Below are 13,528 nucleotides of genomic sequence, written 5' to 3'. Positions count from 1 at the left end.
ATGACAGCTTCCAAGGACCAAGAATTGATTGCTCGTCTCGAACAGGCGCACAAGCTCTCCAATGAGCAACGTGTGGCGTTGCTCAAGGACCTTGAGCGGTATGCGGCTCGGGATCTCTATGGCGCGGCGCGCCTGTGCAAAGACCATCTGAGCAAAGATGCCAATTTGCGCTTGCCTTCGGCCATTCAGGCCGCCCCGGCACTGGCCAAACATTTCGAAGTAAGGATGGATCGTGAACGCCGGCCCGTTGATTTGCACTATGAGCAGGACAAGCAGCTACGCCAGCCCGAGCCGCATCGCCAGTATGTGGGCCCAGTTGTGGGTATCACGCCCAACTGCGTCATGCAGTTGGATAAAGAAACGGGCGATTTCATCGTGCATAAGCGGGCAAGCTTGGTTTGCGCCTTCGAAGTTACCGACCGAGACAAGGATCTGGCCGTCCGCTATCCGCAAGCGTCCATCGGCGGTGTAGGTCTTGTCACGCGGATGGAGTCGGAACTTCCGGCAGGCATGGAACACGCCAAATCGTACAGTCTGGACACCGGGAAGGCAGAACGGGCCATGGAGATGGGGCGATGAGAAAGCCTCAATGGCGCAAGGCGTTCTGGGCGTTCGTTCTGGCGGGGGCCAGTGTCAATGCCATGGCACTGGATAACCCTAAGCCTTCTTCCAAGGACTGGCGTATCAGAACGACTCAGTATGATCCAAGCGACGTGATCGCGATACCTACCGTAACCGGCATTGCGACCCATATTGAGCTCTCTGACGACGAACAGTTTGTATGGAGCGGGTTTGGTGATCCGGACGCATACCATTTCGAGCAGACAGGAAAGCATCTCATCATCAAGCCAGCCGCGCCACAGGCCAATACGAATTTGATCGTCATTACTGACAAGCGCAGCTACTCATTCCTGTTGCAGCATCAACCGGCCGGCGCTGGAAAAGACGTCGTTCGGCTTACCCTGGGATATCCGGACATTGACACTACTCGAGCGGCTCAGTTGAATGAGTCGCGTCAGCTTGAGCAGGCGCTGGCACATCCCGGTTTAGCAATCAACTGGACCGGTTACACGATGAGCGGAGACCATTCCCTGGCACCACTAAACGCCTGGGACGATGGGGCACAGACGTGGCTGAGGTTTGCCCCGGGCCAAGATCTGCCGGCCGTCTATTTCGTGGATGCTGATGGTAACGAAGTGATCGTTAACCGTCACATGGAAGATGCCCAAACCATGGTCCTCCACCGCGTGGCCGCCAAATGGCATGTTCGCCTCGGGGACCAAGTGCTCGCGATCTACAACGAGAACCCCAGTCAGACGCGTGGCTTGCCGACGGGCACAGTATCCCCGCAGGTCAAGCGGGTGCTACGCAAGGAGTCGCAGTGATGAAATGGTTTAGGAAGCGGCGCGGCGTTGTCGATGCGGTGTCAGAGATCGAGGCCAGTCAAGATGAATTAAGCGATGCTCACGGGCGTCCGTCGCTGGACGGCGCCGCCAGGCCCATGGCTCCCGGGGCCAAAGGCTTTCTAACGGTTCTGGCATTGATCGGCATAGCGCTTATCACTGTCCTAGTTCTCAGGGTCACAAGCAGCAAGGACGAATCCAATGACAGGCCCGTTGGCAGGCTCACACCGCGTATCGAGAATGTTTTGCCTGAGCTGAACTTGCGCCGCCCTGTCCCGGAACCGACCTCGACCCCCGATCCTACAGAGCCGGAGCCGCCGCCTGTTGAACCGAAGGTGCCGCCGGTCCTGGCCCGACCCAGCCTACCTGGTGAAACCCAATCATTACTGGGCATAGATCCTATCGAGGACCGGCGATTGAAGGCTGGTTTCAGGCGGTCCGATTCGGAGCGGCCCCCAAGCAGCTCGTCGGGCGCATCTGCACAGCAGCCGGAAGCTTCCGACAGCGGCCCGATGGCCGACCGCCTACGTCCCATGCGGTTGAGTGCAGCCGCGGCCGGTTTGCTCCGTAACCGGGACCTTTTGCTCACGCAAGGGGCCATGATTGATTGTGTCCAGCAAACTCGCTTCGTCTCGGCGCAGGCCGGGATGATCACGTGCTATGCCACACGCGACGTGCGCTCAGCCACCGGCCGAGTGGTACTGATCGATGCCGGAACGAAGTTCACTGGGTACCAACAAAGCGTCTTGGCGCATGGCCAGCCGCGCATCGGGGTGGTGTGGTCTCGTCTGGAGACGCCCGATGGCGTCGTGGTGCACCTGGATTCGCCTGCCACAGGGCCATTGGGTGAAGCCGGCTTGGATGGGGAGATTGATTCGCACTTTGCCGAGCGCTTCAGCGCAGCCATCATGATTAGCTTGATCGACGACCTTGGCAGCTACTTGAGCAATCGAAGCAGCGGCCAAGGCCAAGATAGCATCCGCTTAGATCGATCCAGCGATGCGGCTCGAGACGCTGTCGGTACGGTATTGGACAACACGATCAACATTCCTCCCACTTTGTATCGGAATCAAGGCGGCCGTGTCGGCATCTTCGTAGCCCGAGATCTGGACTTTAGCTCCGTTTACGACTTGCAAGTGGTTCAAGCCTCAACCGTGATGATCTCTCGGTGATGCCGGCGGACCTGCCCTGGGTTATTCACAGTTTATGTGCATAACCCGGGGGATAAGCCCGAATTCGACAATTCAAAATTAAGCGGGCCGTCCTGCGCCAGCCCTCGACCGATGATTGCGCACCTTGCGATCACATGCCAGGTATGTACGCTTGCCTATGACTAGACGTCTCTCATTGCGTGAATAGAAATGCCTAAACAAGCTCTACACATTGCGGCCCCGATCACCATGCCTGGTTCGAACGGCGCAAACGCCTCAACAGATGGCGCAGCCCGCCATGCTCCAACGACCAATCCCAACGAGGTGGCGCTTCGTTCTATGCTCAGGCCACTGGAGCCCTACCTGGCCGACGAAAGCGTTCGAGAAATCACTATTCCTCGGCCGCAACACGCATTCCTTCGAAAAGGTGGCGCCTGGCATGAAGTGTCCATGCCGCAGTTGCATTACGCCTACTTGAAAGGCCTTGCTGCCGCGATGGCTTCTTATAACGAGGGAATGGACTTCACTTCCATAATGTCGCTCAAGCTGCTAAACGGTGAGCGGGCGCAAGTTATGCTGCCGCCGGCGGTCCTCGAGGGCACGATATCGATCAATATTCGGAAACATTCAAGCGTCGTGATGTCGCTCGAGGAGCTGGCCCAGAGCGGCGCCTTCCAATCCTGGCGCAATACGAATGATCAAGCCGAATTGGCCCCCCTGGACGCAGAGCTGATCGAGCTCTTCAAGGCGGGCTCCATCACGCAGTTTCTCAGGCGGGCGGTGCAACTGCGCAAGAACATCATCATCGGTGGGAAGACCGGCTCGGGGAAGACCACATTCGCTCGCAGCCTGATCGAGCTCGTACCCACCCATGAACGGCTCATTACCATCGAGGACGTCCACGAGCTGTACTTACCGAGACACCCGAACCGTGTGCATTTGATCTACGGAACAGGCATAGGTCAGCCCAGCGCCTTGGAGTGTGTGGCCGCGTGCATGCGTAGTTCGCCCGACAGAATCTTTCTATCTGAGCTGCGCGGGCCTGAGGCGTGGGACTACTTGTCGGCATTGAACACGGGGCATCCCGGTTCAATCACCACGACGCACGCCAACTCGGCAAGAGACACTTTTGAACGGGTGGCAATGCTCATCAAGCAATCGGCAGCGGGCCAACAGATGGATATCGAGACATTGCGCGGATACTTGCGCGCTACTTTGGATATTGCCCTGTACTACTCCGATTTCAAGCTAGTTGAAGTGTACTTTGATCCTCAGCGCGCCGCGGTGACGATGTAATGAGGCCTGGAACGCAAATGAACAAGACAAAACGTCAATTGAACTTGAGGAATGAGGACGTGGGGCAGGCGTACATGGCGATGCTCGACGTGCTCGAAGCTGGGCGGCGTCGAGGACTGACCGACAACGAAATCATCCACCAGATTGATCTGGCTAATCCGTGGGGCGGTGGACAAGTATGGCGCTGTCGCGCATGGGAAGTTGCCAAGCGCGAGTTCTGCAAAGACCATGGTCTTGGATTCGACGGCTGTACCCACTCTAAGCAACTCGGGCCCTCTTAGCCCGCCTCTTACTCCCAACACTTTCTCATGTGGCATGCCGGCACCTTGCTGGGATGCCATTTTCATATGCCCCGACCGCTCGCCTGCGCTGGCTCCAGGCGGGCCGATCGTGTCCGTTCCAAAGAGGCTATATACCTTATGCGCAACGCCCCGACCCCCTTGGAGAAGATTCAATCAACAGCCTTAGCCGCCCACCGAAGGGCCATCGAGGCACAAGCACTACCCGGGGAGACCATGCAGCAGGCTCAGATGCGGTATTTGCGCGAGTCTGACGAGTCCGACGTCGATATCCCAAAGGGCAAGGCCTCTGCCAGCGCACTTCGCAAGATGCCCCGAGGCGACGCACAAGCAGATCTATTCGTGCCCTCGATGTGGGATGTGGCAACTAAAGACAGCCGATCGTTGATGGATGTGGCAGTTTTCAGGCTCTCCAAACGAGACAAGCGCGCCGGCGAGACGATCCGCTATGACCTGGTCGATGGTTATGTCGAAGTCAAAGCAGGGCCAGACGGCATGGCATCCGTTTGGGACTATGATATTGTGCTAATGGCAATCTCGTGCCTTACCGAAGCTATGAACCGCCATCGTGAGGGTCTGTGTGAGAAACCCGGCAGGACAGTACGGCCGGCCGTCGTCGACATACTCAAATTCTGCCGGCGATCGGATGGCGGCCGACAGTACGAAGAGATTGAAAATGCTCTGGACCGCCTCAAGAATACGACGTTGAAGATCGTGCGCACTCGCAAAGGGCGCGGCGGGCGCACGATGCGAGAAGTAGAGGGAGAGGGCCTGCTGAGCAACTATCGAGTGTCCTCCTATGCGCAAAATGGCACCGTGGCCAGCGTTGAGATCGAGGTTCCCAATTGGATCTATCGCGAGGTCGTCGAATCCAAGCATCCTGAGATTCTGACGGTCCACCCAAACTACTTCTTGATCGAGCCAGGCTTGGGCCGATTCCTGTACCGCCTAGCCCGGCGGGTCGCCGGCCGCGGCCGTGCCAGATGGTCGTTCAAGCTGATCTACAAACGCAGCGGCAGTCTCGGCTCCTTCAAAGAGTTCAGCCGAATGCTTCGCCGTTTGATTTCGGCCAACGATCTACCCGAATACACCCTAGCCGAGGACGAAGGCAAGTCCGGACCGATGCTCATCATCACAAATCGAGATGCGCTCCCAGGGGAGTTATCAGAAGCTATAGACAATGAGGCCGACGCGTAAAGAACCCGCATAGCCTTACATCATCTACGCTCTGCGACTCTTTTAGCGGAGCGGTGGGTATTAGACGGTGGCACAAGTACACGTCGGGACGGTGGGTAAAAGACGGTCCATCCTCGTGTTCATATCGAATGAACGACGCTGCGGTGTGTATTCGACGGTCCGATACATTCACGAGAGGGTCCTAGATCCTCGGTGGGTATTCGACGGAAAGCGGCTCCTGCTTGAACAGACGCCTCCATGCAAATTTGGGCGGCTATTAGACGGCAATGTGCTCAGTCGGCAGGACTCTGTATTTGCGCAGAGAGGCCGATTCGGGTGTGTGATAGACGGTCCGGCCTCTTCTTATGTGGATAAATCTTCATTTTCTTGATATCAGCCGTCGATTACCCACCGCTTTCCGTCGAATACCCACCGAAACTCGTCTATTACCCACCGAAACCCGTCTATTACCCACCAAATCCCGTCTATTACCCACTACCCCCTCTTCCAACCCATTGATTTGAAGAGCTTTTTTCGCCTTTTTTCTGCCTAAATCTTTTTAAATCTTTTGAATCTTATTTAAAACCCGAAAGTGCCTGTGCATAACTGTCGCCCAGCCTCAAAGCATTGGGCTTTTTTTTGCGCCCTGCGGGCGCCCCTACCCTCCGGTCGCTTCGCTCCCTTCGCCCCGTCGCCTGCGGCGACGGCCTGTTCAAGGAAGAGTCCCCCTTCCCGTAGCCTGCGGCTCCGGTTGGGGGGATTGGTAGCCCCCCTGAGTACGGCTGTTTGCCTAGGCGGCTACGCCGACCGCCTATGACGGACGTCCACCAAAGAACGGGTCAGTAGCGGGCCCAGGACGTGCAGCCTTTCGAATTCTTTAGCGCCCGACACGTACCAACCCGCCTATGCCCCCCGCGGATCGCCTGGCGGCGTGTCTGGCCTGGACCAGCATGCAGCACCCGTCCCGGCGCCATCGGCGCCGACCTTGCTCTCGCTCCACGCGGGGGATCATGAACGGCTGGCGAGTCGCTCCTCGCCCATAGCGCAAACGCGATCATCCGCTTCGCTGCTGCGCCATGCGAAGCCACCGTCTTTTACACACTCACTCTCGGCTCGTCGCAAGTATGCCGTGCGAGCCCACCTGTTTTGGAGTTTCCATGAAAGTTGCACTCGTGAACTTTTCCGGCTCGGTCGGCAAAACCGTGTCCACCAGCCACTTGCTTGCCCCGCGCATCCCTGGCGCTGAAATCATCGCGGTCGAATCGACCAACGAGAGCGCTGCTGACCTGGGCCTGGACGTGGACCAGGTGCGGGGCGAACATTTCGGCAAGATATTCCGCAAACTTCTCGTCGTACCGGCGGCCATCATCGACGTGGGCGCCTCGAACATCGAAGACTTCCTGGGCGAGCTCGTCAAGTATGACCAAGCCCAATCAGAGATCGACTACTACGTTCTGCCCGTCATCAGCTCTGGTAAAGCACAGCGAGAAACCATCAAAACGATCCAAGCCCTTAGCGCTGCAGGCGTTGACCGCAACCGCATTCGCGTGCTGTTCAATCGTGTAGACGTGCGCGCTGTGGATGAGTTCGAAGCGATATTCGCCTACGAGCGCGTGTCTGGCTCGTTTCTGGCCAACCCGCAGGCCCAGATCCTGGAGACTGAACTTTTCGACTTGTTGGCCAATCGGCGCACCACCATCGAAGCAGTACTGGCGGATGCCACCGATTACCGCCAGCAATTACGGGAAACGGACTTGGACGATGAAGAGAGTATCGAACGAATCACCGACATGATCGCGCTGCGCAGTCTGGCCAAGCCTGTACAACGTCAACTGGACGACGCGTTCAGCGCTCTTTTCGCCTAGGTGTCGTATGCAAGATCGGGAAATGCTTCAGCCTTCAGCGCAGCCTCGATCCAAGCTCGAGTTCCTGTACCGCGAACTGCTCATCGACATCGAGCGGCTACAGCAAGCAAACGATGGCTTGGTGAATGACTTGAAGGCGGCGTCCATTACGTTGTCGTCTATGCCTGCCGTTCTACAGAAAGTAGCCGCGACGGCGGCTAATCAGGCCTGCAGCCAATCGGCACAGCAGCTGCAGGCTTCATGCGCAGCGCTGGCCAGCTCAGAGCAGGACCTTCGTCGTGCAGGTAAGACATTGCTCAACGCCAGCACTCGAAACGCCTGGTTCGTCGGCGCCGTTGCAGGTGCTTGTGGACTGCTGGGTGCGCTGGTGGGGGGCCTGGTCTGCCTCGTAGTCCTGACTTCCTGATCGCGGGGCGCACCCTGCGCGCCTTGTGTTGTTTATTCAAAGTAGAGAGTACTGCCCATGGCACCACATATTCGCAGGCGAATCACTAAGCTCGCCCTTCTCGTCTTTCCGGCTTGCTTCTGGCTCATAACTGCCTTGGTACTGAGTGGAATTGCACCCAGGTCTGCTACTTGGCTACATGTCGCCCATTGGATGCGGGCCACCCCTTTTCATCTGGAACTCACCCTTGCCCCAGTCGCCGGCCTCTTCATTGCATTGGCATTAGGCATATCGTTGAAGAAGTTTTCACGAACAAAGGGATTCGATGGAGCGGGCTACAAGAAATATATTCGAGGCACGCAGGTAGTCCCCTTCAAGACACTCGTCCGGCGTTGCCGAGAAAAGGGAATGCAGCAAGTGGACGTCGCAGGCGTCCCGATGCCGTCGGCGCTCGAGAATCTGCATCTTCTTCTCAATGGCGCGACAGGTTCGGGCAAATCCGTACTTCTTCGGGCACTCCTTTTCTCAGTACTGAAACGGCGGGATCGCGCAGTCGTCGTAGACCCAAATGGAGATCTGTTTAGCAAATTCGGGCGTCGTCAGGACATCCTGCTCAATCCCTATGACGCCCGTACGCAAGAATGGATGTTCTTCAATGAAGTACGTGCCGATTATGACTGGAAGCGCCTGTCCTTCTCAGTCGTTCCACTGGGCCCAGATGCCAATGCCGAAGAATGGAATAGCTTCGGCCGCCTATTGCTGCGTGCCGTATCGCGAAAGCTACATATGGCCAACATCTGGGATATCAAACAGGTGATCTACTGGTGCTGCGAAGCGCCCTTCAAAGACCTACAGATTTTCCTCAAAGACACTGAGGCCGAGGCGCTCTTCTCGGGCGCCTCTGAATCGACTCGAGCATTCGATAGCGCACGGTTCGTCTTGTCCAACAAGCTCTCAGAGCACCGCTCCATGCCGGCCGGCCAGTTCAGTATCCGAGATTGGATGGAGAACGGTAAAGGGAGCCTATACATTACTTGGCGCGAAGACATGAAGACCGCCATGAAACCCCTCTTATCGGCTTGGGTTGACGTTTTCTGCTCGGCCGTGCTGTCCATGCCAGAGAATCCCCGCGCCAGGTGGTGGCTCTTTATCGATGAGCTTGCATCACTCGAGAAGCTCGCCTCATTAGAGGATGTGCTGACTAAAGGCAGAAAACATGGTGTTCGGGTCGTGGCCGGTCTGCAATCAGTGTCCCAGCTAGCAAGCATCTATGGCAAAGAGATGGCGCAGACATTGAGGGCGAGCTTTAGGAACTTGGTGGTCCTTGGAGGTTCAAAAACTGATCCTGAAACCGCAAAGGAGATGTCCACAGCACTGGGTGAACACGAAGTACTTCGTCCAAAGTATGTGGATTCACGGAACCCTGGCCGCGACACGGGCACCACAGAGCAAATGGAGACTATTAAGGAGGCGGTTGTCACGCCATCGCAAATTCAGGCACTTCCTGAACTGACCGGCTATGTGGCCTTCGCGGAGGATCGACCAATCACAAAGTTCAAACTCATACCTGTCTCGTTTGCTTCGAAGAACGCAGCGTTTGTGGAGCGGGCCGGCTTGAACTTCTCAGCAGCGTCCACCAGCAGTTGGCCGGGCGGACAAACGCAAGCCCCGCCATGCGATATCAGCCCAGAGGGGCCTACTTCGGGCGAGCCGACCACCTTACGGAGTATGAATGATCTCCCTTCAGACCCTACACAGGGGTAACGCCAACAAGGCCGGCCACTACTACGCCGACCAAAAAGATGATTACTACGGCAAAGAAGGCGGTGCAGCGCAATGGCAGGGCCGAGGTGCCGAGCAAATAGGGTTAACCGGCGAAGTCACGCAAGCACAATTCGTGGCCGCGATGCGTGGCGATTTCGGTCCTGAGGTGGGCATTTCTCGGTCTGTACGCAAGGATGCCAAGGCGCGTGCGGGCGTTGATGTCACATTCTCCGCGCCCAAGTCCGTGAGCATGCAAGCCCTCATCGGCAAGGACGCCACGATTCTGAAAGCACATGACCATGCCGTGACCAAAGCGCTCGAGTACTTGGAAAAGGAATTGATACGAGGACGGCAAAAGGAGGATGGCCAATCCACCTCAGAGCAGACAGCCAAAGCGATCATCGCCAAATTTAGACATGAGACCGCCAGACCGACCGAATATGACGAAGCGGACCCTCAGCTCCACACGCATTCGATCCTCATGAACGCGACGCAGCGCGCCGATGGGACATGGGTATCGATCAGTAATGAGCAGATCTTTCGTTCAAAAATGCTGCTGGATATGATCTATAAATGCGAGATGGCCACGTACCTAGAGAACGCCGGCTACGCCATTCGCTATGAAAAGGACAACTTCGAACTGGCACACATCAGCCGCGAGCAGATAGAGCACTTCTCAAAACGCGGCATGACGGTTCAGTCAGAACTGGCCAAGATCGGCAAGACCCGCGGCTCGGCCAGCCGTGAGCTCAAACAAGCGATTACGCTCGCAACGCGCAACGAGAAACGTCCCGCGATTACACGCGATGCGCTGCAACGGCATTGGGCTCAAGAGTCCAAGGATATGGGTATCGACTTTACCCGCGCCAAGCAGGGAGCTGAAAAGGAGCTTAGGCCTTTCCGACTACCTGAATCGGGCCTCCCCCCGACGAGCAGAGGCAGGCCGGCTCCAAGGCCAAGCAACGAAAAAGAAGCGCCGGACGCTGGGCATCCGGTTCAGGCCTTACGTGCGGGTATTGCGGACCAATGTGTGAAATGGGCCATTCGACATATCTCCGAACGCGAATCGACCATGACCGAGGCCAAGCTCATTGGCACGGCGATGAACCACGCCATGGGCACGGGCGCCACCTACTGGGACGTCAAGCGGGCAATTCAGCACGCGGTCCAAGACGGGCACCTGGTGCAAGGCGCACCGCTCTATCAGTCTAGCGTTGGCGATCAAAGTGCAGCTGTACTTTCTCGCCAGACCTGGGTCGAGCGCATGGTACGCGAGGGAGTAACGCCGGAGCAGGCACGTCAAGATGTACGGCGCGCGATCGCCACGGGCGGGCTGGCGCTCACTGATGTGCATTACACCACCCAATATGCACGCGAGCTCGAGAAACGAATCCTGCAGATCGAGAGGGAGGGCCGGGGCAAAGTTTCTCCACTCTTTGACAAAGCAGCCGCAATCAATGCCTTTGCCGATTCCGGTCTGAAGACCGGCCAGTTGGCAGCGGCCGAACTCATTCTCACGTCGACAAATCGAATCGTTGGCGTACAGGGGCTCGCAGGTGTGGGCAAATCTTTCATGCTCAAGCATGTAAAGGCCCAAATAGAGTCAAAGGGCTATACCGTCAAGTCAGTTGCCCCGTACGGTTCCCAAGTCAAGGAACTACGTCGACTTGGAGTAGAGGCCATTACTGTGGCCTCCATGCTTACGCAAAAGCAGAACCGGTTTGAGATGGATGAAAGGACAGTTCTTGTCATAGACGAAGCAGCGGTGGTTCCCACCCGCCAGATGGAACAGATTCTCAAGAAGGCAGAGAAGGCTGGCGCTCGGGTCGTCATGATGGGGGACAAGGAACAGACCAAGGCGATCGAGGCGGGCCGGCCCATGCACCAATTGCAGGATGCCGGCATGCAAACCGCGTTGATGGGCGATATCGTTCGTCAAACAAATCTGGAGTTGCGGAAAGGGGTCGAGCTGGCCGCTTGGGGTCGATCCTCTGAAGCACTACATGTGATTCAGGACAAGCTAGGGGCGGTGGCAGAAGTCTCGGACAGCCAACAACGCTATGAACAGGTTGCCGAGGCCTTCTCAAGCCTGTCTTTGGCGTCGCAACGTGAAACCTTGATTGTTACAGGCACAAACGAATCCCGCCGAGTAATCAATGAGTACGTTCACCGACAACGTGGCCTCGAAGGCAAGGGACTGGAGTTCACTTTGCTCACCCGCGTGGACACCACTCAAGCTCAACGCCGATCGGCCAGATACTTCCAAGTGGGCCAAATCATACAGCCGGAACGCGGCTATAAGAATGGGCTGCGGCACGACGGGCAGTACACCATCGTCAACGTCGACAGCCAGCGTAATCGAATCGCGGTGGTGGACCTCCAGACAGGCGAGAAAGTGACGTTCAATCCTTCACGCACCACCAGGATATCCGTTTATGAGCGTCTGCAAACCGAGCTGTCTGCCGGCGACATGGTGCGGATCACACGCAACGATGCGAGCTTGGATCTGGCCAATGGCGAACGTTATGAGGTCTTGGCGGTCACGGCCGGCACGGTCAAGCTGGGTCGCGTCGATGCAGATGGCCAGGTAAAGCGAGAAGTACTGCTGACGGGCGGTGACAAAGCCAGGCCGTTCCACATGGACTTGGCCTATGCGACGACTGCTCATAGTGCCCAAGGTCTATCTGAACAAGGCGTCATCTTGAATATGGAATCTTTCTCCCGAACTACGAAATCCGATGTCTTCTACGTCGGCATCTCTCGAGCCCGTGAGTCCATCCGGATCTTTACTGACGATATGACGAAATTGCCTTTCGCCGTGTCCAGGCGAGAGGAAAAGTCTGCCGCGCTTGATATCGGACTCGCACAGAGTTCCCATCATCTCCGTCTCCGCAAAGAGATAGCCAGCGAAAGGCCCTCTCTTAATGGGACAAACGATTATGCCATGAGAATGTAATGACTACCGACTTCGAAGACTTCAAGCGAGCGCTAGAATACCTCGCTTTAATTGAACCAGACCCTGACACGTGCGAAGACTATGACCTGGCCGTGGCCCCATACATTGAGAGAATAGAAGAAGCACATGCTGTTATCCGTGCATATGGCCAATATCTGGCGCCTAGCGGATTAGGGCTTATGCAATTTCAGCTGTACGAGGTGCTTTTCGCGCAAACGGACGCTGGAGCGGCATCGATAATGAAGACCGCGGTGAACACCCTCTGGGATGGCGTTGGAGAATGGAATAAATAAGGCCGCACTACAATGGCACAGGGACGCTTCGGCGTCCCTTTTTTTTGCCCGGAGCCGCCTCCATGATGCCATTGATGAGGAATAAAAGGCCTATGCATTTTGTTCGGTGTCTATGGTATTTCGTTCCGATCGCAGTTTTCTTTATCAACTGCTTTTCTTGCGAGCCGACCTTACGATTTCGCCAAGGTCCACGTGTCCGTTACGTATTTCCGCCAGGCCCGCTTTGGTCAACGGCTTTGCCGGCAGGTTTGCCCCCGGTAATACGCCAGGTTCACTTCGCGAATAGACGCCCTGCTCGTCAGGGACGCGCGAACCCGCATCCGCCAGCGTCGACTGATCGGATTGGCGGTTCTGCTTCAATCTCCATCGATGCAGAGACTGGCGCAAGGTGTCGGCCTTGATCTCGAACTTACGTTCAGCTAATAGTTTGGCCAGCACCGTGCAGCCAACTTTGTGTGCGGTCAGCAAATCTATCACGGGCATGATGGCCTCGAGCTGGGCGCGCCGGCCAAAAACCTCCCACTCGGCCAGTGAATTTTCAAGCCTTTCGAGCAACAATTTGGGGTGGTCCATAGGGATCGTCCATTCTTGTACGGTATTGGAACAAAACTATATACATATGCCTTATTTCTGTCCAATTTCGCGGACCAATTATCGTATTTGTACGAATAGATCTTTTTATGTGCGAATGAACAAAGAATCTGTCATGACGAGTCTTGCCATTTGGCGCCCAGTGCCTATTCAGCCCATTGTCATCCATGTAGACATAGTCTTTATGCGGGCCAGCTCGCATGTTGTCCGACACGCTGTCGCACATGTCTGAGAAAACCTGTCAGTAAAACAATGATTTACGGCACCCGTAGGGTGCGTATTGTGTGGCTCACTTAAGGGGCGGAATCCGATAGGATTCAGGTCCGTAGTGGGCCTGCCCTTAAGGGGC

General features: G+C 56.5%; 12 protein-coding genes. 11 read left to right on the top strand and 1 reads right to left on the bottom strand.

What is annotated here, in order from left to right:
• From CSC67_RS07840 to CSC67_RS07790, 11 genes are all read left to right on the top strand, one after another.
• Window positions 1-579: a hypothetical protein gene (locus tag CSC67_RS07840; RefSeq protein ID WP_245220169.1), complete on the top strand. Its 579-nt coding sequence runs from the start codon at window positions 1-3 to the stop codon at window positions 577-579.
• Window positions 576-1,385, top strand: a complete 810-nt coding sequence (locus tag CSC67_RS07835; protein WP_118993967.1) for a TrbG/VirB9 family P-type conjugative transfer protein — start codon at window positions 576-578, stop codon at window positions 1,383-1,385. Before CSC67_RS07840 ends, CSC67_RS07835 begins: the two co-directional genes overlap by 4 nt.
• Window positions 1,385-2,575, top strand: a complete 1,191-nt coding sequence (gene virB10, locus CSC67_RS07830; RefSeq protein WP_118993966.1) for a type IV secretion system protein VirB10 — start codon at window positions 1,385-1,387, stop codon at window positions 2,573-2,575. Before CSC67_RS07835 ends, virB10 begins: the two co-directional genes overlap by 1 nt.
• A gap of 189 nt (window positions 2,576-2,764) precedes the next feature.
• Window positions 2,765-3,850 carry a P-type DNA transfer ATPase VirB11 gene (virB11, locus tag CSC67_RS07825; protein ID WP_245220168.1) on the top strand — a complete coding sequence of 362 codons (1,086 nt, stop codon included), beginning with the start codon at window positions 2,765-2,767 and terminating at the stop codon, window positions 3,848-3,850.
• A 17-nt stretch (window positions 3,851-3,867) separates the two neighbouring features.
• Entirely contained in the window at window positions 3,868-4,131 is a 264-nt protein-coding gene (locus tag CSC67_RS07820) for a hypothetical protein (protein ID WP_118993965.1), read from the top strand.
• A 234-nt stretch (window positions 4,132-4,365) separates the two neighbouring features.
• Complete coding sequence (locus CSC67_RS07815; RefSeq protein ID WP_209304294.1) at window positions 4,366-5,346, top strand: replication initiator protein A; 981 nt, start codon at window positions 4,366-4,368, stop codon at window positions 5,344-5,346.
• A 1,136-nt stretch (window positions 5,347-6,482) separates the two neighbouring features.
• On the top strand, window positions 6,483-7,190 hold the full coding sequence (gene stbB, locus CSC67_RS07810; protein ID WP_118993963.1) for a StbB family protein: 708 nt from the start codon (window positions 6,483-6,485) through the stop codon (window positions 7,188-7,190).
• Window positions 7,191-7,197: 7 nt separating this feature from the next.
• Window positions 7,198-7,596 carry a hypothetical protein gene (locus tag CSC67_RS07805; protein WP_135227445.1) on the top strand — a complete coding sequence of 133 codons (399 nt, stop codon included), beginning with the start codon at window positions 7,198-7,200 and terminating at the stop codon, window positions 7,594-7,596.
• A 57-nt stretch (window positions 7,597-7,653) separates the two neighbouring features.
• Complete coding sequence (locus CSC67_RS07800; RefSeq protein WP_118993961.1) at window positions 7,654-9,339, top strand: type IV secretion system DNA-binding domain-containing protein; 1,686 nt, start codon at window positions 7,654-7,656, stop codon at window positions 9,337-9,339.
• Complete coding sequence (gene mobF / locus CSC67_RS07795) at window positions 9,308-12,295, top strand: MobF family relaxase (RefSeq protein WP_118993960.1); 2,988 nt, start codon at window positions 9,308-9,310, stop codon at window positions 12,293-12,295. Before CSC67_RS07800 ends, mobF begins: the two co-directional genes overlap by 32 nt.
• Complete coding sequence (locus tag CSC67_RS07790) at window positions 12,295-12,588, top strand: hypothetical protein (RefSeq protein ID WP_118993959.1); 294 nt, start codon at window positions 12,295-12,297, stop codon at window positions 12,586-12,588. Before mobF ends, CSC67_RS07790 begins: the two co-directional genes overlap by 1 nt.
• Window positions 12,589-12,732: 144 nt before the next feature.
• On the opposite strand, the gene CSC67_RS07785 is transcribed toward CSC67_RS07790, so the two are convergent.
• Entirely contained in the window at window positions 12,733-13,161 is a 429-nt protein-coding gene (locus CSC67_RS07785) for a hypothetical protein (protein WP_118993958.1), read from the bottom strand.
• Window positions 13,162-13,528: the final 367 nt, after the last annotated feature.

This window comes from Pusillimonas caeni (genome assembly GCF_003545815.1).
Taxonomy (GTDB): domain Bacteria; phylum Pseudomonadota; class Gammaproteobacteria; order Burkholderiales; family Burkholderiaceae_B; genus Pusillimonas; species Pusillimonas caeni.
Note: the sequence above shows the minus strand (reverse complement) of the source record. Positions and strands in the feature narration are given on the sequence as shown.

Bases quoted from the DNA above. Each gene is read 5' to 3' on its own strand.
- CSC67_RS07840 (WP_245220169.1), top strand. From the start codon at position 1: ATGACAGCTTCCAAGGACCAAGAATTGATTGCTCGTCTCGAACAGGCG.
- CSC67_RS07835 (WP_118993967.1), top strand. From the start codon at position 576: ATGAGAAAGCCTCAATGGCGCAAGGCGTTCTGGGCGTTCGTTCTGGCG.
- virB10 (WP_118993966.1), top strand. From the start codon at position 1,385: ATGAAATGGTTTAGGAAGCGGCGCGGCGTTGTCGATGCGGTGTCAGAG.
- virB11 (WP_245220168.1), top strand. From the start codon at position 2,765: ATGCCTAAACAAGCTCTACACATTGCGGCCCCGATCACCATGCCTGGT.
- CSC67_RS07820 (WP_118993965.1), top strand. From the start codon at position 3,868: ATGAACAAGACAAAACGTCAATTGAACTTGAGGAATGAGGACGTGGGG.
- CSC67_RS07815 (WP_209304294.1), top strand. From the start codon at position 4,366: ATGCAGCAGGCTCAGATGCGGTATTTGCGCGAGTCTGACGAGTCCGAC.
- stbB (WP_118993963.1), top strand. From the start codon at position 6,483: ATGAAAGTTGCACTCGTGAACTTTTCCGGCTCGGTCGGCAAAACCGTG.
- CSC67_RS07805 (WP_135227445.1), top strand. From the start codon at position 7,198: ATGCAAGATCGGGAAATGCTTCAGCCTTCAGCGCAGCCTCGATCCAAG.
- CSC67_RS07800 (WP_118993961.1), top strand. From the start codon at position 7,654: ATGGCACCACATATTCGCAGGCGAATCACTAAGCTCGCCCTTCTCGTC.
- mobF (WP_118993960.1), top strand. From the start codon at position 9,308: ATGATCTCCCTTCAGACCCTACACAGGGGTAACGCCAACAAGGCCGGC.
- CSC67_RS07790 (WP_118993959.1), top strand. From the start codon at position 12,295: ATGACTACCGACTTCGAAGACTTCAAGCGAGCGCTAGAATACCTCGCT.
- CSC67_RS07785 (WP_118993958.1), bottom strand. From the start codon at position 13,161: ATGGACCACCCCAAATTGTTGCTCGAAAGGCTTGAAAATTCACTGGCC.